Annotated in this window: 23 protein-coding genes and 4 pseudogenes; 10 read left to right on the forward strand and 17 right to left on the reverse strand. The window is 70.9% G+C overall.

The window, feature by feature from the left end:
- Position 1: 1 nt before the first annotated feature.
- Genes pgi through IEZ19_RS35935 form a run of 3 tightly spaced genes read left to right on the forward strand, consistent with a single transcriptional unit; the run spans position 2 to position 3143 of the window.
- On the forward strand, positions 2–1654 hold the full coding sequence (gene pgi, locus IEZ19_RS35925) for a glucose-6-phosphate isomerase (RefSeq protein WP_189315579.1): 1653 nt from the start codon (positions 2–4) through the stop codon (positions 1652–1654).
- Between the two features lie 7 nt (positions 1655–1661).
- Positions 1662–2543, forward strand: a complete 882-nt coding sequence (gene gnd, locus IEZ19_RS35930; protein ID WP_189315580.1) for a phosphogluconate dehydrogenase (NAD(+)-dependent, decarboxylating) — start codon at positions 1662–1664, stop codon at positions 2541–2543.
- A 6-nt stretch (positions 2544–2549) separates the two neighbouring features.
- On the forward strand, positions 2550–3143 hold the full coding sequence (locus IEZ19_RS35935; RefSeq protein ID WP_189315581.1) for a histidine phosphatase family protein: 594 nt from the start codon (positions 2550–2552) through the stop codon (positions 3141–3143).
- 108 nt (positions 3144–3251) lie between these two features.
- On the opposite strand, the gene IEZ19_RS35940 is transcribed toward IEZ19_RS35935, so the two are convergent.
- Both IEZ19_RS35940 and IEZ19_RS35945 read right to left on the reverse strand, forming a co-directional pair.
- A complete protein-coding gene (locus IEZ19_RS35940) occupies positions 3252–5078 on the reverse strand; it encodes a bifunctional sugar phosphate isomerase/epimerase/4-hydroxyphenylpyruvate dioxygenase family protein (RefSeq protein WP_189315582.1) in 1827 nt (608 codons plus the stop codon).
- Positions 5079–5095: 17 nt separating this feature from the next.
- Positions 5096–5971 (reverse strand): shikimate dehydrogenase, encoded by an 876-nt coding sequence (locus tag IEZ19_RS35945; RefSeq protein ID WP_189315583.1) that lies wholly within the window; start codon positions 5969–5971, stop codon positions 5096–5098.
- 128 nt (positions 5972–6099) lie between these two features.
- On the opposite strand from IEZ19_RS35945, the gene IEZ19_RS35950 reads away from it, so the two are divergent.
- Together IEZ19_RS35950 and IEZ19_RS35955 are read left to right on the forward strand one after the other, a co-directional pair.
- On the forward strand, positions 6100–6765 hold the full coding sequence (locus IEZ19_RS35950) for a TetR/AcrR family transcriptional regulator (protein ID WP_189315584.1): 666 nt from the start codon (positions 6100–6102) through the stop codon (positions 6763–6765).
- A gap of 154 nt (positions 6766–6919) precedes the next feature.
- Positions 6920–8240 (forward strand): annotated as a pseudogene (locus tag IEZ19_RS35955) (MFS transporter).
- A 63-nt stretch (positions 8241–8303) separates the two neighbouring features.
- Here the strand turns inward: IEZ19_RS35955 and IEZ19_RS35960 are convergent.
- The 3 genes from IEZ19_RS35960 to IEZ19_RS35970 all read right to left on the reverse strand — a co-directional run bounded on the left by IEZ19_RS35960 (position 8304) and on the right by IEZ19_RS35970 (position 9572).
- Complete coding sequence (locus IEZ19_RS35960; RefSeq protein WP_189315585.1) at positions 8304–8441, reverse strand: hypothetical protein; 138 nt, start codon at positions 8439–8441, stop codon at positions 8304–8306.
- A gap of 327 nt (positions 8442–8768) precedes the next feature.
- Entirely contained in the window at positions 8769–9110 is a 342-nt protein-coding gene (locus IEZ19_RS35965) for a VOC family protein (protein ID WP_189315586.1), read from the reverse strand.
- A 51-nt stretch (positions 9111–9161) separates the two neighbouring features.
- The gene (locus IEZ19_RS35970) at positions 9162–9572 is read right to left on the reverse strand and encodes a VOC family protein (protein WP_189315587.1); all 411 of its coding nucleotides are present in this window, start codon (positions 9570–9572) and stop codon (positions 9162–9164) included.
- A gap of 231 nt (positions 9573–9803) precedes the next feature.
- Here IEZ19_RS35970 and IEZ19_RS35975 point away from each other — a divergent pair, with 231 nt between their 5' ends.
- Positions 9804–11876, forward strand: a complete 2073-nt coding sequence (locus tag IEZ19_RS35975; RefSeq protein WP_189315588.1) for a glycoside hydrolase family 31 protein — start codon at positions 9804–9806, stop codon at positions 11874–11876.
- 19 nt (positions 11877–11895) lie between these two features.
- Here the strand turns inward: IEZ19_RS35975 and IEZ19_RS51420 are convergent.
- A pseudogene (locus IEZ19_RS51420) lies at positions 11896–12210 on the reverse strand (LmrA/YxaF family transcription factor); the annotation flags it as partial.
- Here IEZ19_RS51420 and IEZ19_RS51425 point away from each other — a divergent pair.
- A pseudogene (locus tag IEZ19_RS51425) lies at positions 12209–12322 on the forward strand (NAD(P)-dependent oxidoreductase); the annotation flags it as partial. The pseudogenes IEZ19_RS51420 and IEZ19_RS51425 sit on opposite strands and share 2 nt — an antisense overlap.
- Here IEZ19_RS51425 and IEZ19_RS35985 read toward each other — a convergent pair.
- Positions 12323–12748: a PPOX class F420-dependent oxidoreductase gene (locus tag IEZ19_RS35985; RefSeq protein WP_189315590.1), complete on the reverse strand. Its 426-nt coding sequence runs from the start codon at positions 12746–12748 to the stop codon at positions 12323–12325.
- 206 nt (positions 12749–12954) lie between these two features.
- Here IEZ19_RS35985 and IEZ19_RS35990 point away from each other — a divergent pair, with 206 nt between their 5' ends.
- On the forward strand, positions 12955–14178 hold the full coding sequence (locus IEZ19_RS35990) for a serine hydrolase domain-containing protein (RefSeq protein WP_189315591.1): 1224 nt from the start codon (positions 12955–12957) through the stop codon (positions 14176–14178).
- Positions 14179–14239: 61 nt separating this feature from the next.
- Here the strand turns inward: IEZ19_RS35990 and ribA are convergent, their stop codons facing one another.
- Positions 14240–14914, reverse strand: a complete 675-nt coding sequence (gene ribA / locus IEZ19_RS35995) for a GTP cyclohydrolase II (protein ID WP_189315592.1) — start codon at positions 14912–14914, stop codon at positions 14240–14242.
- Between the two features lie 38 nt (positions 14915–14952).
- On the opposite strand from ribA, the gene IEZ19_RS36000 reads away from it, so the two are divergent.
- Positions 14953–15741: a creatininase family protein gene (locus tag IEZ19_RS36000; protein ID WP_189315593.1), complete on the forward strand. Its 789-nt coding sequence runs from the start codon at positions 14953–14955 to the stop codon at positions 15739–15741.
- A 71-nt stretch (positions 15742–15812) separates the two neighbouring features.
- Here IEZ19_RS36000 and IEZ19_RS51430 read toward each other — a convergent pair.
- The 5 genes and pseudogenes from IEZ19_RS51430 to IEZ19_RS36020 all read right to left on the reverse strand — a co-directional run.
- A pseudogene (locus IEZ19_RS51430) lies at positions 15813–16781 on the reverse strand (lysylphosphatidylglycerol synthase transmembrane domain-containing protein); the annotation flags it as partial.
- A complete protein-coding gene (locus IEZ19_RS36005; protein ID WP_189315594.1) occupies positions 16778–17818 on the reverse strand; it encodes a trans-aconitate methyltransferase in 1041 nt (346 codons plus the stop codon). The gene IEZ19_RS36005 and the pseudogene IEZ19_RS51430, both read right to left, overlap by 4 nt.
- A complete protein-coding gene (locus IEZ19_RS36010) occupies positions 17815–19008 on the reverse strand; it encodes a glycosyltransferase family 4 protein (protein WP_189315595.1) in 1194 nt (397 codons plus the stop codon). Before IEZ19_RS36010 ends, IEZ19_RS36005 begins: the two co-directional genes overlap by 4 nt.
- A complete protein-coding gene (locus tag IEZ19_RS36015) occupies positions 19005–19403 on the reverse strand; it encodes a 6-pyruvoyl trahydropterin synthase family protein (RefSeq protein ID WP_189315596.1) in 399 nt (132 codons plus the stop codon). Before IEZ19_RS36015 ends, IEZ19_RS36010 begins: the two co-directional genes overlap by 4 nt.
- A 183-nt stretch (positions 19404–19586) precedes the next feature.
- A complete protein-coding gene (locus tag IEZ19_RS36020) occupies positions 19587–20570 on the reverse strand; it encodes a zinc-dependent alcohol dehydrogenase (RefSeq protein WP_189315597.1) in 984 nt (327 codons plus the stop codon).
- A 107-nt stretch (positions 20571–20677) separates the two neighbouring features.
- On the opposite strand from IEZ19_RS36020, the gene IEZ19_RS36025 reads away from it, so the two are divergent.
- The gene (locus IEZ19_RS36025; protein WP_189315598.1) at positions 20678–21442 is read left to right on the forward strand and encodes a CDP-alcohol phosphatidyltransferase family protein; all 765 of its coding nucleotides are present in this window, start codon (positions 20678–20680) and stop codon (positions 21440–21442) included.
- A 152-nt stretch (positions 21443–21594) separates the two neighbouring features.
- Here IEZ19_RS36025 and IEZ19_RS36030 read toward each other — a convergent pair whose 3' ends face one another.
- Genes IEZ19_RS36030 through IEZ19_RS36045 form a run of 4 tightly spaced genes read right to left on the reverse strand, consistent with a single transcriptional unit; the run spans position 21595 to position 26171 of the window.
- Positions 21595–23010, reverse strand: a complete 1416-nt coding sequence (locus IEZ19_RS36030; protein ID WP_189315599.1) for a GH1 family beta-glucosidase — start codon at positions 23008–23010, stop codon at positions 21595–21597.
- Positions 23007–23846, reverse strand: coding sequence for a carbohydrate ABC transporter permease (locus IEZ19_RS36035; protein WP_189315609.1), 840 nt, complete (start codon positions 23844–23846; stop codon positions 23007–23009). The genes IEZ19_RS36030 and IEZ19_RS36035 overlap by 4 nt, the downstream gene beginning before the upstream one ends.
- Positions 23847–23862: 16 nt before the next feature.
- Complete coding sequence (locus IEZ19_RS36040; protein ID WP_189315600.1) at positions 23863–24849, reverse strand: carbohydrate ABC transporter permease; 987 nt, start codon at positions 24847–24849, stop codon at positions 23863–23865.
- Between the two features lie 5 nt (positions 24850–24854).
- Positions 24855–26171, reverse strand: a complete 1317-nt coding sequence (locus IEZ19_RS36045; RefSeq protein WP_189315601.1) for an ABC transporter substrate-binding protein — start codon at positions 26169–26171, stop codon at positions 24855–24857.
- Positions 26172–26352 lie beyond the last annotated feature (181 nt).

Here is a 26352-nt window from a genome sequence, read left to right on the forward strand (position 1 = left end):
CATGGCCGAGACCCCGTCTTCTTCCCCCCTGCTCACCCGTCGGCCCGAGTGGACGGCCCTGGCCGACCACCGCGCCGAGGGGCAGCCGACCCTGCGTGAGCTGTTCGCGGCGGATCCGGAGCGTGCCGAGCGGTACGTCGTCCGGGTCGGCGACCTGCTCATCGACTACAGCAAGAACCTGATCACCGACGAGACGCTGGCCCTGCTGCGCGAACTCGCCGCCGCCACCGACGTGTTCGGATTGCGCGACGCCATGTTCCGCGGCGAGCGGATCAACGTCACCGAGGACCGCGCCGTGCTGCACACCGCGCTGCGCGCCCCGCGGGACGCGGTGATCGAGGTCGACGGCGAGAACGTCGTCCCGGGCGTGCACGCCGTCCTCGACAAGATGGCGCACTTCGCGGACCGGGTCCGCTCGGGCGCCTGGACCGGCCACACCGGCAAGCGCATCAGGAACGTCGTCAACATCGGCATCGGCGGCTCCGACCTGGGCCCGGCGATGGCGTACGAGGCCCTGCGGCCGTACACGGCACGGGACCTGACGTTCCGGTTCGTGTCCAACGTGGACGGCGCCGACCTGCACGAGGCGGTGCGCGACCTGGACCCCGCGGAGACGCTGTTCATCGTCGCGTCGAAGACGTTCACCACGATCGAGACCATCACCAACGCCACCTCCGCCCGCGCCTGGCTGCTGGCCGGCCTCGACGGTGAGGAGAAGGCGGTCGCCAGCCACTTCGTGGCGCTGTCGACCAACGCCGGAAAGGTCACCGAGTTCGGCATCGACCCGGAGAACATGTTCGAGTTCTGGGACTGGGTCGGCGGGCGCTACTCCTACGACTCGGCGATCGGCCTCTCCCTGATGATCGCCATCGGCCCGGACCGCTTCCGCGAGATGCTCGACGGCTTCCACCTGGTCGACGAACACTTCAGGACCGCCCCCGCCGAGGCCAACGCCCCGCTGATCCTGGGCCTGTTGGGCATCTGGTACGGCGGTTTCCTGGGCGCCCAGTCGCACGCGGTGCTGCCGTACTCGCACTATCTGTCCAAGTTCACCGCCTACCTGCAGCAGCTGGACATGGAGTCCAACGGCAAGTCGGTGGACCGGAACGGCCATCCGGTGGACTGGCAGACCGGTCCGGTGGTGTGGGGCACTCCCGGCACCAACGGGCAGCACGCCTACTACCAGTTGATCCACCAGGGCACGAAGCTGATCCCGGCGGACTTCATCGGCTTCGCCCGCCCGGTCGATGAAATGAGCGACCGCCTGAAGGCCCAGCACGACCTGCTGATGGCCAACTTCTTCGCCCAGACGCAGGCCCTCGCCTTCGGCAAGACCGCCGACGAGGTCCGCGCCGAGGGCGTGTCCGAGGCCCAGGTGCCGCACCGCACCTTCCGGGGCAACCACCCCACCACCACGATCCTGGCCACGGAACTGACCCCGTCGGTGCTGGGCCAACTGGTCGCGCTCTACGAGCACAAGGTGTTCGTGCAGGGTGCGGTCTGGAACATCGACTCCTTCGACCAGTGGGGCGTCGAACTGGGCAAGGTCCTCGCCAAGCGCGTCGAACCGGCCCTGACCAAGGGCGCGGACGTGCCCGGTCTGGACGCCTCCACCGCCGCCCTCGTCTCCGCCTACCGTCAGATTGGGAAGTGAACGCACCATGCAGCTCGGACTCATCGGCCTCGGCAAGATGGGCGGCAACATGCGCGAGCGGATCCGCCGCGCCGGCCACACCGTCCTCGGCTACGACCGCAACCCCGAGGTCTCCGACGTCAAGTCCCTGGCGGAGCTCGTAGAAAAGCTCGACGCGCCGCGCACGCTCTGGGTGATGGTCCCGGCCGGCACCGCCACCCAGACCGTCATCGACGAACTGGGCGACCTGCTCGAGCCCGGTGACACGGTGGTCGACGGCGGCAACTCCCGCTGGACCGACGACGAGAAGCACGCCGCCGCACTCGCCATCAAGGGCATCGGCTTCGTCGACGCCGGCGTCTCCGGCGGTGTGTGGGGCCTGCAGAACGGCTACGCCCTCATGGTCGGCGGCGACAAGGAGAACGTCGACCGGCTCCAGCCGATCTTCGAGGCGCTCAAGCCGGAGGGCCCGTACGGCTACGTCCACGCGGGCCGGGTCGGCGCCGGGCACTTCTCCAAGATGGTCCACAACGGCATCGAGTACGCGATGATGCAGGCGTACGCCGAGGGCTGGGAGCTTCTGGAGAAGGTCCACTCGGTGGAGAACGTGCGCGAGGTGTACCGCTCCTGGCAGGAGGGCACCGTCATCCGCTCCTGGCTGCTCGACCTCGCGGTCAACGCCCTGGACGAGGACGAGCACCTGGTGAAGCTGAAGGGCTACGCGGAGGACTCCGGCGAGGGCCGCTGGACCGTGGAGGCGGCCATCGACAACGCGGTGCCGCTCCCGGCGATCACCGCCTCCCTCTTCGCGCGGTTCGCGTCCCGCCAGGACGACTCGCCGCAGATGAAGATGATCGCCGCCCTGCGCAACCAGTTCGGCGGCCACGCCGTCGAGTCGAAGACGGAGTAACCGGCCATGGGGGACCTCATACTGGTCCGCCACGGTGAAACGGAGTGGAGCGTGTCGGGCCAGCACACCAGCTGGACCGACCTGCCCCTCACCCAGCACGGCGAGGAGCAGGCCAAGTCGCTCGCTCCGCTCCTGTCCGGCCGGACCTACGCGCTCACCCTCACCAGCCCGCTCGCCCGCGCGATCCGCACCGCCGACCTCGCGGGCCTGACCGGGGCCGGGACCGACCCCGATCTGCACGAGTGGGACTACGGCGCCTACGAAGGCGTCACCACGGTCGATATCCATCGGACCCGACCGAACTGGAATCTGTGGCTGCACGGCGTCCCGCCCGGTCCTGCCGGTCACCCCGGTGAGTCACCGGCCGAGGTGGGCGCGCGTGCCGACCGGGTGCTGGCCAAGGTGGACGCGGCGCTCGCCAACCGCACCGGTGACGTGGTCCTCGTCGCCCACGCCCACTTCCTGCGCGTACTGACGGCCCGCCGCCTGGGCCTGCCGCCCTCGGACGGCCGCCTGTTCCAGCTGGCGACCGGCGCCGTGAGCCGTCTGTCGACGGAACACGGGCGCCCCGTGATCGCCGAGTGGAACCGCATGGCGTGACGGCCTGACGACGACGGCCGCGGCCCGGGTCACACCCTGTGTGACCCGGGCCGCGGCCGTGCGTACGGGAGCTGAAGGGCGCAGGACCGACCGGCGCCGCGCCGGTCGTCAGCGCGGCGGCCTGCCCGCGTGCTGGGCCGCCAGCCGCACCGGCGCGTTCGGGGCGCCGTACCCGCGGTAGCCGGGATCCCGCTGGACCAGCTCGAAGAACACCCGGCCGATCGTCCGCGTGTAGCAGTGCCGGAAGGCTCCGCCCGCGTCCCGGTCGTAGAGGATGCCGAGTTCGCGGTACGTCTCCCACTCCCCCTCCGCGAACTCGTACCGCGCCGCGAGGTCGTCGTAGTAGTTCACCGGGACGGGCAGCAGCAGGCCGCCCGCCGCGAGGAAGCGGCGGGCCGCCGTGACCACGTCGTCGGTGGCCAGGGCGATGTGCTGGGCGTGCGCGGTGTCGTCGGTGGGCGCCGCGCCGACGGTCAGGGCGATACGCACCCTGCCGTCGTCGTCGCTGACGGCGCGGCTGCGCAGGAGTCCGTAGGGATCGGCGACGTCGACGCTCTCCTGGGGCCGCAGGCCGAGCACGGCACGGTGGAAGAGGGCCGCCTCGTCGAACTGGTGCCAGGGCTGGGTGAGGGAGAGGTGGTCGATGCGGGTGGCGTCCCGGGCCGTTTCCTCGATGGCCTTCCCGGTGGTGTTCGCGGCCGGCTCCTGGCCGGTGACGTCCGGGAAGTCGGCGCGCCAGTCGGGCAGTTCGGGGCGGCCGGTGGCGCAGAAGAAGAGTTCGGTGCCGTCGGGCGCGGCCACCGCGTCGAGCGGGGTGTCCTCGGGGGCGCGGCGGCGCGGGAGGACCGGGGCGAGCAGGACCTCGGCGCGGCGGGCGGCTCCCGCCGGGTCCGGGGACTCCAGGCCGATCGCGGCGAGCCGGGCGCCGTCGCGGCGGGCGGCCGGACCGGTGTTGACGAGGATCCGGGCCTCGCCCCGCTGCCAGAGGTCGACGGGCTTGCCCCGGTGGCGGGCGGCGCGGTTGAAGCCGAGGGCGTCCAGGACGGCTGTGACGGGTTCGGCGTCCGGGGTGACGAGTTCGGCGAACGCGACCCCGGTGGGGACCACGGGTGCGGGCAACTCCACGGCGCCGACCGCCTCTTGGAGCAGCAGCAGCGAGCGGTGGGCGTCCACCGCCGTCGGCCCGGCCTCGGCCTGCCGGAAGACGTCGTTGAAGACCTCCAGGGAGAGCGGCCCGTCGTATCCCGTGCGCAGCACGTGCCGGACGAGCCCGGCGACGTCGAAACCGCCCTGTCCGGGGAAGCAGCGGTGGTGGCGGCTCCACTGGAGCACGTCCATGGCGATCCGTGGGGCGTCGGCGAGCTGGAGGAAGAAGATCTTCTCGCCGGGGATGTCCTCGATGCCCTGGGGGTCGCAGCCCCGGGAGAGGATGTGGAAGCTGTCCAGGCAGGTACCCAGAGCGGGGTGGCCGGCCGCCTCGACGATGCGCCAGGCGTGGTCGTACGTGCTGACGTGCCGCCCCCAGGCGAGCGCCTCGTAGGCGACACGGACGCCGAACTCCCGGGCCAGGCCGGCCAGTCGGCTCAGCTGTTCGGCGGCGAGGTCGTCGTCGTCCTCGGCCAGCGGGGAGACGCTGGAGCAGACCAGGACGGTGTCGGCGCCGAGCCGCGTCATCAGCTCGAACTTGTGCCGGGCGCGGCGCAGGTTGCGGGCGAACTCGGCCTCGGGCACGGCCTCGATGTCGCGCATCGGCTGGTAGAGATCGACGCTGAGGCCGAGGTCGGCGCAGCGGGCGCGGATCTCCTCGGGCGCGAGGGGGCCGGTGAGCAGGTCGTTCTCGAAGATCTCGACGCCGTCGAAGCCGGCCCGGGACGCGGCGGTGAGTTTCTCGGTGAGGGATCCGCTGAGGGAGACGGTGGCGATGGACGTACGCACGGCGGTACCTCTTCTTCCTAGCTCCGGGTGCCAACGGCGCCCGCCAGCTCGGCGATGTCCGCGAGCATGCGGGTGCTGTCGGGTTCCCGCCCGGTGAACAGGCGGAAGGCGTCCGCGGCCTGGAAGACCGCCATCCCGCCCCCGTCCAACGTGGCACAGCCGATCTCACGAGCGGTGCGCAGCAGTTCGGTCTCCAGGGGGCGGTAGACGACTTCGGCGACCCACAGTCCGGGGTGCAGCAGGGCGGCGGGCAGGGGCAGTCCGGGGTGGGCGGCCATGCCGGTGGGGGTGGCGTGGACCAGGCCGTCGGCGGGGGTGAGCAGCTCGGGCAGCCGGTCCGGGGTCGCGTGGTCGGCGCGGCCGTCGCCGAAGTGGGCCACGAGCGAGTCCGCGAGGTCGGCGGCCCGCTCGGGCAGCGCGTCCACGACGGTGACCCGCCCGGCGCCGAGGGTGAGCATGGCGTGGGCGACGGCCGCACCCGCGCCCCCGGCGCCGAGCTGCACGACCCGCTCCAGCGGGGCGTCGGGCAGCCCGCGTGCGAAGGACGCGGCGAAGCCGGTGACGTCGGTGTTGTGGCCCATCGCGCGTCCGCCGTCGAGGACGACGGTGTTGACCGCGCCCAGCGCCTCCGCCTGCGGAGCCAGTCCGTCCAGGTGAGGGATGACGAGCCGCTTGCAGGGGTGTGTGATGTTCAGCCCGTCGTACCCAAGGTCACGGGCGGCGCGCACCAGGTCGCCCACGGACTCGGGCGGCACACCGAGGGCGTCGATGTCGATGAGCCGGTACACACAGCGCAGGCCCTGCCGGTCGGCCTCGCGCTCGTGCAGGGCCGGGCTGAGGGAGGGGCCGATGCCGGCGCCGATCAGTCCGACGAGATACGAGTCCTTGGCCACCGGGATCCTCCTGCCAGCTAATGTACGAACTAGTACGTTAGCTATAGCAGGCGTCCACGGACAGGGGAAGCCCCCGGCCCCCCAGCTCTTAGAATCTCGGCACCTGCCCCTGGCCGATAAGGAACCCGATGACCAGCATCGACGAACCGGCACCGCGCAACGGGCGCATCCGTGACGCCGCACGCACCCAGGCCGAGATCCTCGAGGTGGCCACCCAGGAGTTCGCCCGGGCCGGCTACGACGGGGCCCGCGTCGACGAGATCGCCGCCCGCACCCGCACCACGAAACGGATGATCTACTACTACTTCGGCGGCAAGGAGCAGCTTTTCACGGCCGTCCTGGAGCGGGCGTACGGCGTGATCCGCGAGGCCGAACAGCAGCTGGACGTGGAGCACCTGGACCCGGTCGCGGCGATCCGGCGCCTGGCCGAGCTGACCTTCGACCACCATGAGCGGCACCCGGACTTCATCCGGCTGGTCAGCATCGAGAACATCCACGGCGCCGAGCACATCGCCGCCTCCGAGAAACTCGGCAGGATCGGCTCGCCGGCCCTCGAGGTGATCCGCCGAATCCTGACCGCGGGAAAGGAGTCGGGCCTGTTCACGGCCGACGTCGACGCGGTCGACCTGCACGCGATGATCAGCTCGTTCTGCTTCTTCCGGGTCGCCAACCGGGCCACGTTCGGCGCCCTGTTCGGCCGTGACCTGGTGGACCCGGCGCAGCGCGAACACTACCGGGCGATGCTCGGCGACTTGGTGATCGCCTATCTCACGGCGGAGCGCGCGGCGGACTGAGCGGGTCGCGCCCGGCCTCTTGACACCGGGCAGACGCGGGCGCACCATCCGTTGGCACCGCGACTAACTATCCAGTGGGTTAATTAGCCGTCGATCCGGCCTTCCCCCCGCCGCTCACTCCGCTTACGTTGCAGCCCCCCGAAGGAGCACCACCGTGTCCGTCCCCGCCGTCCCCGCCGGTCCCGAAGCCCCACCCGGCCAGCCGAAGAAGGCCGCCCTGGCCGCCTGGATCGGCAGCGCCCTCGAGTACTACGACTTCTTCATCTACGGCAGCGCCGCCGCGCTGATCTTCCCGAAGGTCTTCTTCGACGAGTCCGACCCGGCCACCGCGACCCTGCTGTCCCTGGCCACGTTCGGCGGGCCACTTCGGCGACCGGCTCGGCCGCAAGAAGATCATGGTGTTCACCCTGCTTCTGATGGGCCTGTCGACGTTCCTGATCGGCTGTCTGCCCACCCGCGCCCAGGTCGGCACCCTCGCCCCGGTCCTGCTGGTGCTGTGCCGAGTGCTCCAGGGCATCTCGGCGGCGGGTGAGCAGGCCAGCGCGGGCTCGATGAGCCTGGAGCACGCCCCGCCCCGCCGGCGCGGCTTCTTCACCAGCTTCACCCTCGGCGGCACCCAGGGCGGCCAGCTGATCGCCACACTCGTCTTCATCCCGGTCGCTCAGCTCCCCGAGGACCAACTCCTGTCGTGGGGCTGGCGGGTTCCGTTCTGGCTGAGCCTCGTGGTCGCCGTCGCCGGCTACGTCATCCGCCGCAGGCTGGACGAGACCCCGGCGTTCGCGCGGCAGGCAGCGACCGAGGGTGTCGTACGGCTGCCGCTGGTGGTGCTGCTGCGCGAGCACTGGGCGGATGTGCTGCGGGTGATCGCGGGCGCCCTCGTCGCGTCGGTCTCCACGATCTTCACGGTGTGGGCGCTGGCGTACGCGACGAGCGACCAGGTCGGCATGGACCGTACGGCGATGCTGTGGGTGGGCGCGCTGGCCAACCTGGTGGCGCTGGCCGCGATCCCGCTGTGGGCGACGCTGTCGGACCGGATCGGCCGCCGCCCGGTGTTTCTGATCGGGGCGGTGGGCAGCGCCGTGGCGATGTTCGGCTACCTGTGGGCGATCTCCACCGGCTCGTACCCGCTGACGCTGATCCTCGGCATCGTCACCTTCGGTGTCGTCTACAGCGCGGCGAACGGCGTCTGGCCGTCCTTCTACGGCGAGATGTTCTCCACCCGGGTACGGCTGTCCGGCATGGCGATCGGCACGCAGATCGGTTTCGCGGTGGCCGGGTTCGCGGTCACCTCCGCGGCGCAGATCGCGGGTCCCGGGGGCGACGACTGGATGGCGGTGGCCCTGTTCACGGCGGCGCTGTGCGTCCCGCCGGTGATCGCCGCGCTGTCGGCCCGCGAGACCCACCGGGTGCCGACCGAACTGCTCGGGGAGCGGGCGGGGCGACCGGTGTCGCAGCGGGAGACGGTGACGGCCTGAGACTCCGCCGCCCTGGCGGGCCGGGCGGTGCCGATCCCCGTGGTCGGCACCGCCACCCACATGTCAGCCGGAGACCAGAAGTTCGGTCCAGGTGCGCGCGACCCCGTCGAGGGAGAAGGACTCCCGCACCTGGGTGCGGGCCGGCTCCCCCGCCGACCGCCAGACCTCCGCGTCACCGGGCACCGCGATCGACTCGGCCATCGCGGCGGGGTGCTGGTGGATCCAGCGCCGGTCGTAGCTCTCGTCCGCGCGGGCAGCAGGGCCGGTACGGCACCGGAGGCCATGCCCTCGGCGGGCGCGAGGTGGAAGCTCTCGTCGTCGCTGGTGGACAGGACGTGTCCGACCCGGCGCAGCCAGCTCGCCACGTCCGCGCCGAACGCGTCGAAGACGACGGCGCCTTCGAGCAGCGGCGAGGTCTGCATCCGGCGCAGCACGGCGTCGTAGTGGGCGCGTTCCGCGGGCTTGTTCCAGCTCCACCAGTACTCCCACGGCGGCTTGAGGCCTGGGCGAAGGAGGGGAAGGCCGTGACTACGGCCGCGGGTGCCGCGGCTGGTACAGGCTGACCTCACCACCGCCCGGCAGCCGCAGCGCGGTGACCCGGCCCCACCGGGCCTCCTCGACGGCCCGGGTGAACTCGACGTCCCGGGCGGCCAGTTCCGCCATGGTTTCGTCAAGGTCGTCGCACATCAGCATCAGCTCGTGCGAGGGCTCGCCGTCCGTCGGATGAAAGGCGACCTCGGTGGGAGGCGCCCGGAAGATCAGCCAGCCGTGCCCGGCGTCGACGTGCCCCCACCCGAGCACGTCCCGCAGAAACGCCCGGTCGGCCTCCACGTCCCGGCTGTACAGCACCACATGGGCTCCATCGATCACGCGCGGAGGCTAGTGGGCGGCCGGGTGCCGGACAAGCACCGCCACCGCCCGTCAGGCGTTCGACCAACCCCGCTCGCACAGCACCAGGCGGTACCCGTCCGGGTCCTCGACGGTGACCCCCCACCGGTTCCAGTAGGGATTGGGAGACGAAACCCGCTTCCCGCCGTGCGCCTCCAGCCGGGCGACGAGGTCCTCGGGGACGGCCTCGTCGACATAGACCACCAGAAGGTCCTCCTCGGTGGGCCGTGGCTCCACCGGGTGGGCGGCCTCGTGGACGAGTTCGAGGTGCCAGCCGGCGTCGGGCCACCCGAGCATGAGCAGGTCGTGCTCCCCGGGTTCGCCACCCCCCTCGGCCCGCCACACGACGCTCAGTCCGAGCCCATCGGCCCAGAACCGCTCGGCCGCGGCCAGGTCCCGGGACGGGCGGGCGATGCGGATGTGACTAAGGCCGTTGACGGGCATCGGGACCTCTCCTCGTCGTCGCTGATCCTGCCCGCAGCCTAGGAAATCCCCGCTCCGGCGGCCATCGGCCATCCGTCCTGCACCGGACGTCCTAGGACCGTGGTCGCACGGCACACCGTGGACAGGTGACGTTTTCTGCGAGAACATCGGCCGAAACGAGCAGAAAAGAACAGCGCGACGGTACCGCACGGACAACTCCGAGGTTTCCGACTCCCCAGAAGGGCATGAGTGGTGCGCATCTTTTCCCGCAAGTTCGGCTGTCTCCCGGCGGCGGCCCTGACGGTGGCACTGCTGCCGACGGCCGCCCATGGCTCCCAGGCCCACGATCCCGGACCGACCGTCTCCGAGTCCGGCGGGACGCTCACCGTCGACGTGCCCCGCGCCCATGGCTCCCCCGGCTACTCCGTCTCCCTTCCCACGGACCGTCAGATCGCCCTGACGACACGGAAGTCGGGACACACGGTCCTGTCCACCGGCCCCGACGCCCTCCGCTTCAGAGCCGGCGGCACCTGGCAGCACGCCACGACGCTCACCGGCTGGCGCTGGCAGGACGGCACTCTGACCCTGACCACCGGCACCACCCTCCCCGGCACCCGCGTCGAGGCCCGCCTCACCCCCACCACCGACCGCTATCAACTCGACTGGCAGGTCACGGGAGTGGAGGCCGAACAACTCGGCCTGTCCTACGACCTCGGCTCGGCCGGGCACTGGTACGGCCACGGCGAGACCAGCACCCCCTCCGGCGGCCCCTACACCGACCAGCCCTGGCCGCTGGACGCCGGACAGGTCGAGCAGGCCGACTTCGGCCCGGCGTCGTACCAGATGGTCGACCCGTTCTGGTACACGGAGAGTTCGACCGGGCTGTACGTCGACACCGGCGACCCCATGGACGTCTCGCTGAACGCGGGCGGCGACGGCCTCGGGCGGTTCACCGTGGCGTCGGGACAGCCGTACCGGGCGACCGTGTTCGTCGAGTCGACCCCGCGGGACGTCTACCGCGACTACATCGGCATCGTCGGGAAACCGCGCCAGAGCGACGCGACGTACGAGCAGTACGAGAAGCCGCTGTGGAACTCCTGGGCGCAGTTCTACACCGCCGTCGACCAGCAGAAGCTGCTCGACTACGCAACCGCCCTGCACGACGCCGGAGTCGACGGGCACACCATCCAGCTCGACGACAAGTGGGAGTCGAACTACGGCAATCTGACCTTCGACCCGAAGGCCTATCCCGACCCGAAGAGCCTGTCCGAGCGCATCCACGCGCTCGGCGACGACTTCGGCCTGTGGGTCACGCTGTGGATCAACCTCGACTCCACCAACTACCAGTACGCGGCCGACCACGACTATCTGCTGCGCGACGCCGCCGACCCGTCGAAGCCGTGCACGGTGTCCTGGTGGAACGGCACCGCCGGGATCGTCGACCTGGCCAACCCCGAGGCGAAGGCCTGGTACCAGGCCAACCTGAAGAAGCTGATGGACACCTACGACGTGGACGGCCTCAAGTTCGACACCCGCTTCTTCGACGACCACTGCGCACCGCGCGAGGGCCACACCCGCACCGACTACCAGCGGCTGGGCTCCGAACTCGCCGACAGCTACGACCTTCAGGGCGCCGGCATCCGCGTCCACTGGGGCGCCACCGCCCACCAGGCCGGCTTCGTCATCCGGCAGATCGACAAGGGCACCGGCTGGAACTCCCTGAAGGCGTCCGTCTCGCAGAACCTGGCGCTGTCCACGATCGGTTACCCGTTCGTCGAGACGGACATGATCGGCGGCTCCAGCGGCCAGCCCGCGCCGGCGAAGGAAGTCCTGGTCCGCTGGGCGCAGTCGGCGTCGTACATGCCACTGATGTACGCCTCCACCTCGCCGCTGGGCACGACGGACGTGACGACGGGGCAGAGGGTGGACTACGACAAGGAGACGGTCGACCTCTACCGGGCGGCGATCGCCCGCCACGAACGCCTGGCGCCGTATCTGTGGGACCAGGTGCGGAGCACTCTCAAGACCGGTGACCCGATCGTCCGGCCGCTGTTCTTCGACTTCCCCGAGGACAGGGCGAGTTACACGATCGATGACGAGTGGATGCTGGGCCCGGCGGTCCTCGCGGCGCCCAACCTCACCTCGTCCGCCGCGCGGGACGTCCGGCTGCCGGCCGGCACGTGGTACGACGTCAACCGCGGCAGGACCGTCAAGGGCCCGGTGACCCTGAAGGCGTATGCGACACCGCTCGCGGTCACCCCGGCCTTCGTGAACCTGCACGCAGAGGGCGCGGCGAAGGCGCTGACGGCGCTGCGGGGGCGGTAGATCGGCACCGCTCGTCTTCTTATGACGCGGGACGTACTTCGGCGTCGAGGAGGGGGCCCAGTTCCCGGGCGACGGTCGTGAGCGGCCGTACATCGCGTTCCGCGCGGGCCATGAGGATCGCCCCCTCCAGAGCGCTGATCATCAGGGTGGCCAGGCGCGCGGCCCGTTCGGCGGGCACTCCCATGTCCGTCAGGGCCGTGGCGACGGCGTTCCGCCAGGACGCGAACGCCGTCGCCACGGCCTGGCCGGTGGACGTCCCGCTCGCGGCGCAGTCCACGGTCGCGGCGGCGACCGGGCAGCCCGTGGCGAAGCCGGTCGTTTCGTACTCGTCGGTGCTCGACGCCTGCCATGCCCTCTTCGAGGAGACGGTGGCGCAGGGGCACGGCGGGGAGGACATGGTGGCGGTACTGCGGGCGATCGAGGCCCGCACCACGGCCGGCCTCTGACTAACGCCGCGGGATGCCGTACGCCCGGTCGACACGCAGCCGAAGCACCAGGCGTCCGTCCCGGACCATGGCGGCCCGGTAGTCGTCCCAGTCAGGGTGCTCGCCGACGACATCGCGATAGAGGCGGATCAGCTCCTCGACCGTCTCGTCGTACGGATCCCGCGCGACCGGCGAGAGGTCGGCGGTCCCCTCGGCCACGGTGTACGCCCACCGGTCGGCGCTGGTGACGTGGTACGAGGCCCGGGGGTCGCGGCGCAGGTTGCGCGTCTTGGCCCGGTCGTCCGTGATCGAGACGCGGACGATCCGCTCGTCGGGGTAGTACGCGTGGTTCACGTTGGACAACTGGGGCCGGCCGTCCTGTTTGAGGGTGACCAGGACCCCACCGTCGACATCGGAGAGCAGCTTCAGCAGTGCGTCGTCGCTCATGACCAGAACAACCCGGCGGGCCGAGCCGCGCATTCCCGGCCCGTGCGCTGCCCCGGCGGACCGTAGCGTCGATCACATCGCACCCCGATGTGCGGGTCCGACAGCGTGTTTCTGCGGGACGATGAGGTCAGTGAGGTACGACGGGCCGTCCCGGAGCGGTGGGGGCCGGACCGCACCGCGTACGACGCGGCGAGCAGAGGAGAGCGATGGCACGACTGCGACAGGAAGTCGACCCCGACGAGGCAGGGCTGGACGCGAAGGCGCTCGACCGCCTCGACCAGCACTTCGCCCACTACGTCGACGCGGGGCGGCTGCCCGGCTACCTGGTGGCCGTGGCACGCGGCGGCCGGGTCGCCCACCTCACCGCACACGGCCACCGCGACCGCGCGGCCGGTCTGCCCGTGGAGCCGGACACGCTGTGGCGGATCTACTCCATGACCAAGCCGGTCACCTCGGTCGCCGCGCTGATCCTGGTGGAGGAGGGCAGGCTGTCCCTGGACGACCCGCTCGAGCGGTATCTGCCGGTCTTCGCCGAGCCGCGGGTGTACGAGAGCGGTTCCGGGAGTGAGGTACGGACCAGACCGGCCGACGGGCCGATCCTGATCCGGCATCTGCTCACGCACACGTCCGGGCTGACCTTCGGCTTCTACTACTCCCATCCCGTCGACGCCCTCTACCGCGCCGCCGGCCTGGAGTCGTCCGTGCCGCCCGGCGCGGACCTCGCCGAGACCATGGACGTGTACGCCCGGCTGCCGCTGCAGTTCGAGCCGGGCACGCAGTGGAACTACTCGGTCGCCTCCAACGTCCTGGGCCGGGTCGTGGAGGTGGTGTCCGGGCAGCCCCTGGACGAGTTCTACGCCGAGCGGATCTTCCGCCCGCTGGGCATGACGGACGCGGGCCTCCACATCGTGCCCGAACAGGCAGGCAGGCTCTCGGAGTTGTACGGCGAGACCGAGGACGGCGGCATCGAACCGATCCCCGGGCTGCCCCTGCGCGGCCGGCCCCGCTTCCTGTCCGGCAGCGGCGGCATGGTCGCCACGGCGTACGACTACCACCGCTTCGCCGAAATGCTGCGCCGGGGCGGCGAGTTGGACGGTACCCGGCTGCTGAGCCGGGACTCGGTCGCCCTGATGACCCGCAACCACCTGCCCGGCGGCGCCGACCTGCGTGCGTTCGGTGCCCCGGCCCATCAGGAACCCGGCAACGACGGCGTCGGCTTCGGCCTCGGCGTCTCCGTGGTGATCGACCCGGAGCGCACCGCGGCCCCGTCCGGACTCGGCACGTACGGCTGGAGCGGTGTGGCCACGACGACGTTCTGGGTGGACCCGGGCCGCGACCTCACCGTGCAGTTCATGACCCAGGTGCGGCCGAAGACGCTGAAGGTGTTCCCGGAGCTGAAGCGGCTGGTGCACGAGGCCGTCGTGGAGTGACCCGCGTTCGCCGGCCGGGGCGCGGGCGGAACCATCGGTCCGAGGAGCCGCCCGCCGGACGTCAGGACCAGTGCGCCACCGCGTCCAGATGCGGCAGGCGGTGGTCGAGGCGCTCCCGCTTGGTCCGCAGGTACCTGATGTTGTTCTCGCACGGCGGGATCAGCAGCGGCACCTCCTCGGCGACCTGGATGCCGTGCCGGAGCAACGCCTCACGCTTGCGCGGGTTGTTGGACATCAGCCGTACGGAGCGGACACCCAGGTCGCGCAGGATCTCGGCGGCGACGCCGTAGTCCCGGGCGTCGACCGGCAGCCCGAGCGCCAGGTTCGCCTCGACGGTGTCCAGGCCCTCCGCCTGCAGGGCCATCGCGCGCAGCTTGGCGAGCAGGCCGATGCCGCGGCCCTCGTGCCCCCGCAAGTACACGACGATGCCGCTGCCTTCGGCGACGACCGCGCGCAGCGCCGACGCCAGCTGGTCGCCGCACTCGCAGTGCTGGGAGCCGAAGGCGTCGCCGGTGAGGCACTCCGAGTGCAGCCGGGTCAGTACGTCCTCGCTGCCGATCTCGCCGTACACCAATGCCACTTGCTCGTCACCGCGGTCGTGGTCCAGGTAGCCGATCGCCTGGAATTTCCCGTACACGGTGGGCAGCGGGGCATTCACGACGCGTTCCACACCCGTACGCCGGGCCGCTTTGCGCGGTGCCTGCTTCTCGCCCAGTACGCCAACTTTTTCTGTCATGATCTGATTCCTAAGCAGAGACGAAAGGCCGTGAAAAGATGAGTGGTTCGGGAGCGAGCACGGCGCGTACGGCGACGCACCATCTGGTGCCGGCGGACACCGCGGAGGACGTACGGACGCGGGGGGCGGGCGTCTCACCACAGGTCGCCGTCCTTCCCGTCGGGAGCTTCGAACAGCACGGCCCGTTCCTTCCGCTCGCGACCGACACGCTCGTCGCCTGTGCCATCGCCCGGGAGATCGCCGCGGCGCACCCGGTGCACCTTCTTCCTCCTGTGACGATCGCCTGCTCGCACGAACATGCCGCCTGGCCGGGCACCGTCAGCATCTCCGCCGCGACCCTTCATGGGGTGGTACGGGACATCGCCGCGTCGCTGCGCTTCTCCGGCGTGGACGCGCTCGTCGTGGTCAACGGCCACGGCGGCAACTACGTGCTGGGCAACGTGGTCCAGGAGGCGTCCGCGCGCGGGGAGCGGATGGCGCTGTTCCCGGCCCCGGAGGACTGGGAGACGGCGCGGCAGCGGGCGGGCGTCGTGACCTCGCTGCTCACCGACATGCACGCGGGGGAAATCGAGACCTCGATTCTGCTGCACGCTCATCCCGAATTCGTCCGCCCTGGTTACGAGTCCGCCGATTTCACCGCGGACGACCGCCGTCATCTGCTCACCCTGGGAATGTCCGCCTATACCGAATCGGGTGTCATCGGCCGTCCTTCCCTGGGATCGGCGGAAAAGGGAAAACATCTGCTGGCGAGCCTCACCGAATCCTTCGCAGCGTATTTCACCCTGCTCACCTCCGGGGAGGGTGCGGTAGCGGAATCCACGAACTGACCCGGCTTTGCGCGCAGCGCGCCGTACCAGCGGACGACGAGCACCGCGAGTCCGGGCAGGCTCGCCGCGAAGCTCAGCACGCCGTACACGACGGCGGTCGCGAGACCGGTGCTCGCGCCGAGGCCGGCGGCGGCGAACGCCCAGGCCGTGACGCCCTCGCGCGGGCCGAAACCCCCGACGTTCAGCGGCAGTCCCATGGCGACCAGGGCGAGGACCGCGATCGGCAGCAGCGCCGACACTCCGGCGCTGGATCCGGCGACCCGGGCCGCTACGACGAACATCGAGAGGTGCCCGGCCAGGACGACGGCCGAGGACAGCGTGACACCGGGCCAGTTGGCGCGGGACAGCAGCCCGCGACGGGCCTCGGCGAGGGTACGGCTCAGGGCGCCACCGCGCTGGTCCGAGGGGGCGCGGTTCATCCGGACGGCGAGGTACACGGCGAGCGCGCCCGCCGCGGCGAGCGCCGCCAACGGGGCGAAGTCGCGGGCGTCGTCCCGGACCGGGGACGGCAGGGACAGCAGCACCACGGAGCCGACGACGGTCAGCGCGACCTGTCCGGCGACCCGCTCCAGCACGACGGCGCGTACGCCACGCCCGAGGTCACCGGCGCTCTGCCCGTGCCGCACCGCCCGGTGCACGTCGCCCAGAACACCACCGGGCAGGGCAGCGTTCAGGAACAGCGCGCGGTAGTAGTCGGCCACGGCCGGCCCGATCGGCAGCCGGAGCCGCAGCCCGCGGGCCACCAACTGCCAGCGCCAGGCGCTGAACACGGTGGTGACGACGCCGGTGCCGACGGCCGCGAGCAGGACTGGGACGTCGATCCGCGCGAGGCCGTCCAGGAAGACGCCGGTACCGAGGCGCCAGAGGAGGAGGGCGAGGATGGCGGTTCCGGTGACGGTGCCGAAGTGGGTGCGGAGGGCTCGGTTGTCGAGGAGGGGGCGGAGGGCGGTGCGGATACGCATGGAGGTGGACGGGGCTGCTGCGGTGACGGTGCGGGTCGTACCGGGCCTCGCCTCGGCCGCGACCGTCTGCGCGCTCATGACGGCGTCCCGTCCGTCGGCCGGACCAGGGCGAGCAGGTCGCTGTGGTGGACGACGACGTGCAACTCGCCGGCCTCGCACGCGGCCAGCCGCTCCCGGACATACCGGTCGGCGGGTTCCCGTAGCTCCGGCCGCTGTTCCACGGCCGCTCCGACCCACCCGCGCAGCCACTGGGCGGTCAACGCGGCTTCGTCCGGCCCGAGGTGCCAGGCACTGGGATGGACCTCGACCGTGGCCCCGCGGTCGGCGAAGGCCTCGCAGGCCACGGTGACCGCGTCGGGGCCGAGCATTCCGGTACGCCGCTGGTGGGCGTTGAACGCGTCCGTGATCTCGGCGTCCAGCGGATCGGACGGGGTGAGTTCGACGCGTCCGGCGACGGAGAGCGTCAGCAGGGCCGGGCACCCGGCGCCCACACAGGCGCCGGCGAGCGTCTCGACCTCCGCGCGGGTGAGGACGTCGAGCAGTGCGGAGGCGGTCACCAGGGAGGCTCCGGCCAGCGCGTCCGGGGTCAGCCGGGCGACGTCACCGCGCCGGGTCTCCACGCTGACACGGCTGCCGTCGGCGGCGGCACGCGGGGAGGCTACGGCAGCGAAGTGCAGCAGGTAAGGATCGCGGTCGTGCAGGACCCAGTGCTGGGCGCCGTCCAGACGGGGCGCCAGCCAGCGGCCCATGGAGCCGGTACCGCAGCCCAGGTCGTGCACGACGATCCCACCCGAACGGCCCGCGCCCCGTGGCAGATCGGCGAGCCGGATCCGCAACGGGTCGAGCAGATCGAGTGACCGGGCGGCGGCGTCGGCTCCTTCCCGCAGCTCCAGCCACTCGGGCGCGTACCGCGGCGGCTCCTCGGGCATGCTCTCCCGCAGCCGCAGGGTGGGCCGCTCACCGGGACGGGGGGCGGGGCCGGCTCCGGCGATGACCTCCGAGGAACCCCCCGCCGCGCTCTCCGTCACGTATGACACCCCCTTCGTCTTCGCGTCCGTCACGTCCTTCGGCCCCGGCTGAGCGGGAAGCGCCCGCCTCGTGGTCGTCTTCCTCATGCCGCCCTCCGGGGTTCGTCGGGGAGCCTCTGCAGGACTCCGGCCAGGCTGCGGGCCGTGGTGGCCCAGCCGTCGAGCGCCGCGCGACGGCCGCGGGCGGCGGCCTTGAGGCGGCGGCGTACGTCGGCCTCGCCGAACCAGCCGCGCAGTTCCGCCGCGAGCGCGGCGGGGTCCTCCGGCGGGACGAGGATGCCGGGCACCCCGCCGTCGGGCGCGCGGCCGAGGGCCTCGGGCAGCCCGCCGACGTCGGTCGCGAGGACCGGGATGCCGCGCGCGAGGGCCTCGGTCACCGCCATGCCGTACGTCTCGGCGTACGACGTGAGCACCATCAGGTCGGCGGCGGCATAGCTGGCGTCGAGGTCGGCGCCGGAGCGGGGCCCCGCGAGGTGCAGGCGGTCCGTCAGGCCGTACGTCTCGATCAGCGACCGCAGATGCGCGACGTACTCGGGGTCGTGCCCGAGCCCGCCCACGCAGACGCAGCTCCACGGCAGGTCCCGCACCGCCGCCAGGGCCTCCACCAGCCGGTGCTGTCCCTTGCGCGGCGTCACGGCGGCCACGCACAGCAGGTGCGAGACGCCGTCCCCGCCGGACGCGAGAGGCGCGATGTCGGCGCCCGGCGCGGCGACATGGACCCGCTCGGGCGCGAGGCCGTGGTGGGAGACGAGGCGCCGTACGGCCCAGTCGCTGGTGGCGACCACGGCAGGCACCGCCCGCAGGGCGGCCCGCTCCCTGGCGTCGAGGTCGGCCGCCACCGACGGATCGAGACCGGTCTCGTCACCGAGCGGAAGATGCACGAGGACGGCCAGGCGCAGCCGCCCGGCCTCCGGCACGACGGCCTCCGGGACCCCGCACGCGACCAGGCCGTCCAGCAGCACCACGGACCCGTCCGGCAACTCCCGTAACGTCCGGCCGAGTTCGTCACGGTCGGCGCGCGCGGGCCGGGGCCAGGTCCCGTCGACGACGTGCCGTACGACCTCCCACCCGAATCCCGGCAGATCGAGGCAGACCCGCCGGTCGTAGGCGTTGCCGCCGCTCGGCGTGGCCGGGTCGTCGACGCCGCCCGGCATGACGAAGTGCACGGTGCGCAGGGACATGGGGATGATCCCGACGTTCTCGAGGCCGGAGGGCTGGGCGGGCACATAGGTCAGGGAACGCGCGGGCGAGCTCTGGCCGATGGTCGTGTCGGTCACAGGGCACGCTCGTAACTCGCCCAGGCGACGTGCGACTCGTGCAGGGTGACCGCGATGCCCGCGAGCCCTTTGGCGCCCTCGCCCAGCGCGCCCTTCTCGATCCGCTCGGCGAGGCGGTCGGCGATGACCTTGGCCAAGAACTCCGTGGAGGTGTTGACGCCGGCGAAGTCGGGCTCGTTGTCGAGGTTCCGGTAGTTCAGCTCACTGACGACCGCGCCGAGTTCCTGCGTGGCCAGTCCGATGTCGACGACGATGTTGTCGTCGTCCAGCTGCTCGCGGCGGAATGTCGCGTCCACGAGGAACGTGGCGCCGTGCAGCCGCTGCGCGGGCCCGAACACCTCGCCGTGGAAGCTGTGGGCGATCATGATGTGATCACGGACGGTGATGCTGAACAACGGACGACCCTCCAGGTGCGGCGCGTCTGGCCCCCGGCCGATCCTTGTCTGTGCCTGTCTGTTCCCTGCCGGGGATGCCGTGTAGTACGGCTCTTCGCATTCCTGTGTTCAGCCGTCCCGCACCCTTTTTCTCAGGTCAGGCCGTCTTGCCGTAGGGGACGCGCCGTCTCGCCGTACCGTCGGTCACTCGCCGGTGTCGTACCGGACCCGGTGGCAGAGGGCCGGAATCTCACCGGAGGCCAGCTTGGGCATGACGTCCGGCAGCTCGTCGAACGCGCTCTCCCCGGTGATCAGGGCGTCCAGCGCCGGGTCGCCGAGCAGGTCGAGGGCGAGGGCGAGCCGGTCTGCGTAGGTACGGCTCGCGCGGCGGGCCGGGGAGACGGAGCCGACCTGGCTGCTGCGGACGGTCAGGCGCCGGGAGTGGAAGGCCTCGCCGAGCGGGAGGGACACGCGCCGGTCGCCGTACCAGCTCAGTTCGAGGACGGTGCCCTCGGGGGCGAGGAGTTCGAGCGACCGGGCGAGGCCCTGTTCGCTGGCGCTGGCGTGCACGACCAGGTCGCAGTCGCCGAGGGCGTCGGCGGGCGAGGCGAAGTCGACGCCGAGGGCGTGGGCGGTCCTGGCGCGGGCGGGGTCGGCGTCGACGAGCTGGAGCCGCACGCCGGGGAAGCGGGCGAGCAGCGCGGCGACGGAACACCCGACCATGCCCCCGCCCACAACGGCGATCCGGTCCCCGACGAGGGGCGCGGCGTCCCAGAGGGCGTTGACGGCGGTCTCCACGGTCCCGGCGAGAACGGCCCGCGCCGAGGGCACGCTCTCCGGCACCACGGTCACGGCACTCACCGGAACGACGTAACGGCTCTGATGTGGATAGAGACAGAAGACGGTACGCCCGACGAGCGAGCCAGGCCCTTCCTCCACTTGGCCGACACTGAGGTACCCGTACTTCACGGGCGCGGGAAAGTCACCGTCCTGGAACGGCGCCCGCATGACGCCGTATTGGCTCTCGGGAACGCCCCCGCGGAAGACGAGTGTCTCGGTCCCCCGGCTCACACCCGAGAAAAGCGCACGCACCACGACATCGCCCTCGCCGGGGTCCGGAAGGGTGACGTCGCGGAGCTCGCCATGGCCCGGTGAGCTGAGCCAGAACGCGCGCGCGGAGCGGTTCATCGGCATCCTCCTGAACGATCGGGAAGTGGTTCACGTACGGAGATGTGCACAGGCCGCGCACAGTACGCGGCGTTGATCGACTCTGTCACTCGGCCGGAGGATGTGCGGTGGCCCTGAACAACACGTACGACGCGAGGCCGGTCCAGCAGGAGACGGCGGTGGGAGCGGGCGTCCAGATCCTGCTCCTCGCCCTGCTCGGCACGGCGATCGGCATGGGCCCGGCGGGCTGGCTCACGGGCCTGGCCTTCGCGTTCGCCACCTGGGCGGTCCTCTCGTGGGCCCTGCACCGCTCCGGACTGCGCACCTTCGGCCCGGCGAACCGGGTCACACTGGGCCGGGCCGTCCTGGTGGGCGGTGTGACGGCACTGGTGGCGGACTCCTTCGAAAGCTCACCGCCGGTGACGCTCTTCGTGGGCCTCACAGCGGTCGCCCTGATCCTCGACGGGGTGGACGGCAAGGTGGCCCGCCGCACGGGCACGTCGACGCCCCTGGGCGCCCGCTTCGACATGGAGGTCGACGCGTTCCTGATCCTGGTCCTGAGCGTGTACGTGTCGATGCAGCTGGGTGCGTGGGTGCTGCTGATCGGCGCAATGCGGTACGCGTTCGTGGCGGCGGCCCGGGTGGCCCCGTGGCTGAACGCTCCGCTACCCCCGTCGTTCGCCCGGAAGACGGTGGCGGCGATACAGGGTGTGTGCTTGCTGCTGGCGGCATCACAGCTGCTGCCGGGGCTGGTGAACTTCACGGTGGTGCTGGGGGCCCTGGCAGCGCTGGTGTGGTCGTTCGGGCGGGATGTGGGGTGGCTGTGGGGGGCTTCGCGGGTGAGGGTGCCGGAGGCGCCGGTAGAGGACGCGCTGGAGTTGGCGGGGCGGTGACTGGCGCTCCATCAGCTGAGGACAGCGCTCGGATCGAGAACTGATCCGGATCCGTGATCCTTGCTTCGTGTCATCTGGGCCATCCGGGAAAAGCGAGTTCCCCGTCACGGTGGGCGCGGCCCCCTCGCCCGCGCCCACCGTCCGGGCCGGACTCAGGCGGCCCGGCTTGCGCGGTTCCGGTGGGTGCGGATGATGTCCGCGTACCGGTGGCCGCTGCCCTTGATCGTGCGGGCCTGGGTGTCGTAGTCCACGTGGACCAGGCCGAAGCGCTTGTCGTAGCCGTACGCCCACTCGAAGTTGTCCAGGAGGGACCAGGCGAAGTAGCCCGCCAGCGGGGCGCCCTTGCGGGCCGCCGAGGCCACCGCGGCCAGGTGCTCGATCAAGTAGGCCTGGCGCTCCGGGTCGTCGATCGTGCCGTCGGGGCGTACGACGTCCGGGTAGGCCGAGCCGTTCTCGGTGACATACAGCTTGCGCGCGCCGTACTCGTCCGTCAGACGCAGCAGCAGGGTCTCGATGCCGCTCGCGTCGATCTCCCAGTCCATGCCCGTGCGCGGGACGTCCGGGCGGCGGACCGAACGGACGTACGGCGCCGGGCCGTTGGGGTCGTCCTCCACGTACGCCGGGAAGTAGTAGTTCAGGCCCAGCCAGTCCAGTGGCGCGGCGATCGTCTTCAAGTCGCCCGGGTGTTCCGGGAGTTCCACGCCGTAGACCTCGCGCATGTCCGCCGGGAAGCCTCGGCCGTGCACCGGGTCCAGCCACCAGCGGTTCACGTGGCCGTCGTGGCGGCGGGCCGCAGCTTCGTCCTCCGGGCGGTCCGTGGCCGCGTACACCGTCGAGAGGTTGTTCACGATGCCGATACGGGCGTCGGGACAGGCCGCGCGGATCGCCTGGACCGCCAGGCCGTGCCCCAGCAGGAGGTGGTAGGACGTGCGGACCGCCGCCGTCAGGTCCGTCCAGCCCGGGGCCATCTTGCCCTCCAGGTGACCGATCCACGCCGAGCAGGACGGCTCGTTGAGCGTCGCCCAGTGCTTGACCCGGTCGCCCAGGCGTTCCGCCACCACCGCGGCGTACGCGGCGAAGTGCTCGGCCGTGTCACGCTCGGGCCAGCCGCCGCGGTCCTGGAGTGCCTGGGGCAGGTCCCAGTGGTAGAGGGTGGCCGTCGGGGTGATGCCCGCCTCCAGCAGGCCGTCGATCAACTCGTCGTAGAAGGCGAGGCCCTTGGGGTTGACCTCGCCGTCGCCGGCGGGCAGCACACGCGGCCAGGCGATCGACAAGCGGTAGGCGTTCGTGCCGAGTCGGCGCATCAGGCCGATGTCCTCGCGCCAGCGGTGGTAGTGGTCGCACGCGACGTCGCCGTTGTCGTCGTTGTCGATCTTCCCTGGGGTGTGCGAGAAGGTGTCCCAGATCGACGGGGCACGGCCGTCCTCGGTGACGGCTCCCTCGATCTGGTAGGCCGCTGTGGCCGTGCCCCACAGGAAGTCGTGGGGAAGCGCGGCGAGGTCGATGGGGTCGGACGACACGGAAGTCCCTTCGGAAATGGAGGCGTTGCCGGCCGGGAGGAAGGTCATTTGACGGCTCCCGCCGTCAGTCCGGCGACGAGATAGCGCTGCAGGAGGAGGAACCCTGCGACCACGGGCACGCTGACGACCAGCGAGGCGGCCATGATCTGGTTCCAGTAGACGTCGTTGAGGGTCGAGTAGCCCTGGAGGCCGACGGCGAGCGTGCGCGTGGTGTCGTTCGTCATCACCGATGCGAACAGCACCTCGCCCCAGGCCGTCATGAAGGCGTAGACGGCCACCGCGACGATGCCGGGGATCGCGGCCGGGACCACGACCCGGAACAGCGCGCCCAGCGGGCCGCAGCCGTCCACCAGTGCCGCCTCGTCCAGGTCGCGGGGCACCGAGTCGAAGTACCCGATCAGCATCCAGATCGAGAACGGGAGCGAGAAGGTCAGATACGTCAGGATCAGGCCGCCGCGCGAGCCGAACAGGGCGATGCCCGTGGCGTTGCCGATGTTGACGTAGAGGAGGAACAGCGGGAGCAGGAAGAGGATGCCCGGGAACATCTGCGTCGACAGGACCGTGACCGTGAAGACGCGTTTGCCGCGGAAGCTGTAGCGGCTCACCGCGTACGCCGCGAACACCGCGATCACCACGGAGCAGATCGTCGCCGCGCCCGCCACGATCAGCGAGTTCATGAAGTACTTCGCCAGCGGGACCGTGGACCAGATGTCGATGTACGGCCGGAACGTCAGGCCGCTGGGCAGCCAGCGGAACTTGCCCGTGACGTCCGCGAGCGGCTTCAGCGAGCTGGAGAGCATGACGTACACGGGCACCAGGACGAAGCCCGTGAGCAGGGTGAGGAAGATCCGCCGGGACCACAGGAAGGAGCGCGGCGGGGCCATCGGGGAGGCCGGGGTACTAGGCATCGGCGGTCCTCCGTCCGCGCGAGGTGAGCAGGAGGTACACGCCCGTCACGACGAGCAGGAAGAGCAGCAGCAGGACGGACATCGCCGAGCCGGTGCCGAAGTTCCAGGTGACGAAGGAGGCTTGGTAGATGTGAACCGAGATGAGGTCCGCGGCCGCCGGTGCCGACTTGCCGAACAGGACGTACGGCGTGTTGAAGTCGTTGAACGTCCACAGGAACAGCACCAGGATCAGTACCTGGTTGACCGGGCGCAGGGACGGCAGGGTGATGCGGCGGATCTGCTGCAGCATCCCCGCGCCGTCCAGCGCGGCCGCCTCGTACAGCTCGCGCGGGATGTTCTGCAAGCCGGCCATGACGATGAGGAAGGCGAACGGCCAGCCCTTCCACACGGACACGGTGAGCAGCGCGTAGAAGCTGTTGTCGCCGATCAGCCAGAAGGACGGCTTGTCGGTGAGGTGCAGCTGGTCGTGCAGGACGTGGTTCACCAGGCCGTTGTCGTGCTGGAACATGAACACCCAGGTGATGACGGCCGCGTAGACGGGCAGCGCGTACGGCACCAGGAACAGTGCCCGGAGGAAGCCGCGGCCGCGGAAGGTGTCCTGCATGTAGATCGCGGCGGCGGTGCCGATCAGCCAGCACAGGGCGACCGACAGCAGGGTGAAGCCGACGGTGACGAAGAAGGAGTGCAGGAGGGCTTCGCCGACGGGGGCGTCGAAGTCCACCGACACCTTGTAGTTGTCGAGTCCGGACCAGGGCGCGGTGCCCCAGTCGCGGATGTAGAACTGGGTGAGCTCCTTGAAGCTCATGACGATGCCGATGACCATCGGCACCAGGTGGACCAGGAGTTCGAGCAGCAGGGCGGGCAGGAGCAGCAGGTACGGCAGTCCGATGCGGCGGAGCCGCCCGGGGCGGCGGCGGGGTTCGCGCGCCGCACCGGGGGAGGTTTTGCGCACCGGCTCCTCGAGAGCGGTTGCGGTCATCGTGCTCAGGCCGCCGGCATCTGCTGCTGGGCCTTCTCCAGCTTGGCCTTCACCGAGTCGGTGGTGACCGCGCGTCCGGCGGCGGCGTCGGCGAACAGGTCCTTCACGGCCGTACCGACCGCCGTCTCGAACTGCGACTCGGAGGCGACCTGAGGCAGCGCGGCGGCGCTGGTGGCCAGGGTGCTCTTCAGGACCGCGTTGGACGGGGAGTTGAACGCGGCGTCCTCCTGCGCGGCCTTGACCGGCGGGATGGAACTGTACGCCTTGTTGAGGATCTTCTGCTCGTCGTCGCTGGTCATGAACTTCACGAACTGGGTGGCGCCGTCGAGGTTCTTGGTGTTCTTGAAGACCGAGATGTTGATGCCCGCGACCATGGAGTTGACCTGGGCGCCGGTGCCGGGGGTGCCGGACTGGACCGGGACGGGGGCGATGCCGTACGCGTCCTCGCTCATGCCCTGGGACTTGAGGTTGGCGGCGGCGGACTGCCACAGCAGGAACGCCTGCTTGCCCTTGGCGAAGTCGCTGACGGACTGGTTCTGCGCGTACTCGGCGTCGCCGGTCGGGACGACCTTGTCCTTGGCCATGAGGTCGACGTACTGCTTGACGGCGGCCACCACGTTGTCGTTGGTGAAGTCGGGCTTGCCGTCGGACGTGAAGAAGTCGGCGCCGTGCTGCTTGGCGAAGACGAACACGTGGTGGATGTTCTCCGAGAGGTTCGAGCCCTCGGCGCCGAGGGTCGTCTTGCCCTTGGCCTGGATCTTCTTGCCGTCGGCGGTCAGCTCGTGCCAGGTGGCCGGGGGCTTGGAGATGCCGGCGTCGGCGAGGATCTGCTTGTTGTAGTAGAGCGCGTACGCCATCGAGTACAGCGGTACGGCGGCCGGGTCCTTGCCCTCCGCGCCCGTGGAGCCCAGCGCCGAGTCGACGAAGCGGTCCTTGCCGCCGATCTTGTCGAAGTTCTTGGCGTCCCACGGCAGCAACGCGCCGGTCGCCTGCAGCGAGGCGCTCCAGGTGTTGCCTATGTTCAGGACGTCGGGACCCTGGCCCGACGTGGTCGCGGTGAGGATCCGGTTGAGCAGATCGGACCAGGGCACGACCTCCAGCTTCACCTTGATGCCCGCCTGCTTCTCGAACTTGTCGAGTTCGGGCTGGAGGACCTGCTTGTCGACGGCGATGCTCGCGCCCTGGTTGGAGGCCCAGTACGTCAGCGTCTTCGGCGAGTCGTTGGACCCGCCGCCGCTGGACGAACCGCCTCCGCAGGCCGTGAGGGCAAGGGCGAACGACATGGTGACGGCGCCTACGGCCGCGGCTCGGATGCTGCGCATGGCTCCTGGTGTCCCTTTCCGGGAGTCGAGACCCCGAGGGCGGCTTGCGGGCGGCGACACCCCGTTCGACTCCCGAAGCCCCTCATGGCTTAATTTAGGACGTGAGTTAAACCCTGAGAGAAACGCTCGTCAAGGGATCCGGCACAGGTATCTGACCGGACGGGGCACGGCGCGAGGAGGC

The sequence above is a fragment of the Streptomyces brasiliensis genome, assembly GCF_014647875.1.
GTDB classification, from domain to species: domain Bacteria; phylum Actinomycetota; class Actinomycetes; order Streptomycetales; family Streptomycetaceae; genus Streptomyces; species Streptomyces brasiliensis.

What these genes read in the sequence shown, in the direction of transcription:
- IEZ19_RS36040 (WP_189315600.1), bottom strand. Translation starts at nt 24,849, where the DNA reads ATGACCGCAACCGCTCTCGAGGAGCCGGTGCGCAAAACCTCCCCCGGT.
- ribA (WP_189315592.1), bottom strand. Translation starts at nt 14,914, where the DNA reads ATGACAGAAAAAGTTGGCGTACTGGGCGAGAAGCAGGCACCGCGCAAA.
- IEZ19_RS35990 (WP_189315591.1), top strand. Translation starts at nt 12,955, where the DNA reads ATGGCACGACTGCGACAGGAAGTCGACCCCGACGAGGCAGGGCTGGAC.
- IEZ19_RS35950 (WP_189315584.1), top strand. Translation starts at nt 6,100, where the DNA reads ATGACCAGCATCGACGAACCGGCACCGCGCAACGGGCGCATCCGTGAC.
- IEZ19_RS35960 (WP_189315585.1), bottom strand. Translation starts at nt 8,441, where the DNA reads ATGGCCGAGTCGATCGCGGTGCCCGGTGACGCGGAGGTCTGGCGGTCG.
- IEZ19_RS35970 (WP_189315587.1), bottom strand. Translation starts at nt 9,572, where the DNA reads ATGCCCGTCAACGGCCTTAGTCACATCCGCATCGCCCGCCCGTCCCGG.
- gnd (WP_189315580.1), top strand. Translation starts at nt 1,662, where the DNA reads ATGCAGCTCGGACTCATCGGCCTCGGCAAGATGGGCGGCAACATGCGC.
- IEZ19_RS36000 (WP_189315593.1), top strand. Translation starts at nt 14,953, where the DNA reads ATGAGTGGTTCGGGAGCGAGCACGGCGCGTACGGCGACGCACCATCTG.
- IEZ19_RS36030 (WP_189315599.1), bottom strand. Translation starts at nt 23,010, where the DNA reads ATGACCTTCCTCCCGGCCGGCAACGCCTCCATTTCCGAAGGGACTTCC.
- IEZ19_RS35985 (WP_189315590.1), bottom strand. Translation starts at nt 12,748, where the DNA reads ATGAGCGACGACGCACTGCTGAAGCTGCTCTCCGATGTCGACGGTGGG.
- IEZ19_RS36045 (WP_189315601.1), bottom strand. Translation starts at nt 26,171, where the DNA reads ATGCGCAGCATCCGAGCCGCGGCCGTAGGCGCCGTCACCATGTCGTTC.
- IEZ19_RS36005 (WP_189315594.1), bottom strand. Translation starts at nt 17,818, where the DNA reads ATGAGGAAGACGACCACGAGGCGGGCGCTTCCCGCTCAGCCGGGGCCG.
- IEZ19_RS36020 (WP_189315597.1), bottom strand. Translation starts at nt 20,570, where the DNA reads ATGAACCGCTCCGCGCGCGCGTTCTGGCTCAGCTCACCGGGCCATGGC.
- pgi (WP_189315579.1), top strand. Translation starts at nt 2, where the DNA reads ATGGCCGAGACCCCGTCTTCTTCCCCCCTGCTCACCCGTCGGCCCGAG.
- IEZ19_RS35935 (WP_189315581.1), top strand. Translation starts at nt 2,550, where the DNA reads ATGGGGGACCTCATACTGGTCCGCCACGGTGAAACGGAGTGGAGCGTG.
- IEZ19_RS36035 (WP_189315609.1), bottom strand. Translation starts at nt 23,846, where the DNA reads ATGGCCCCGCCGCGCTCCTTCCTGTGGTCCCGGCGGATCTTCCTCACC.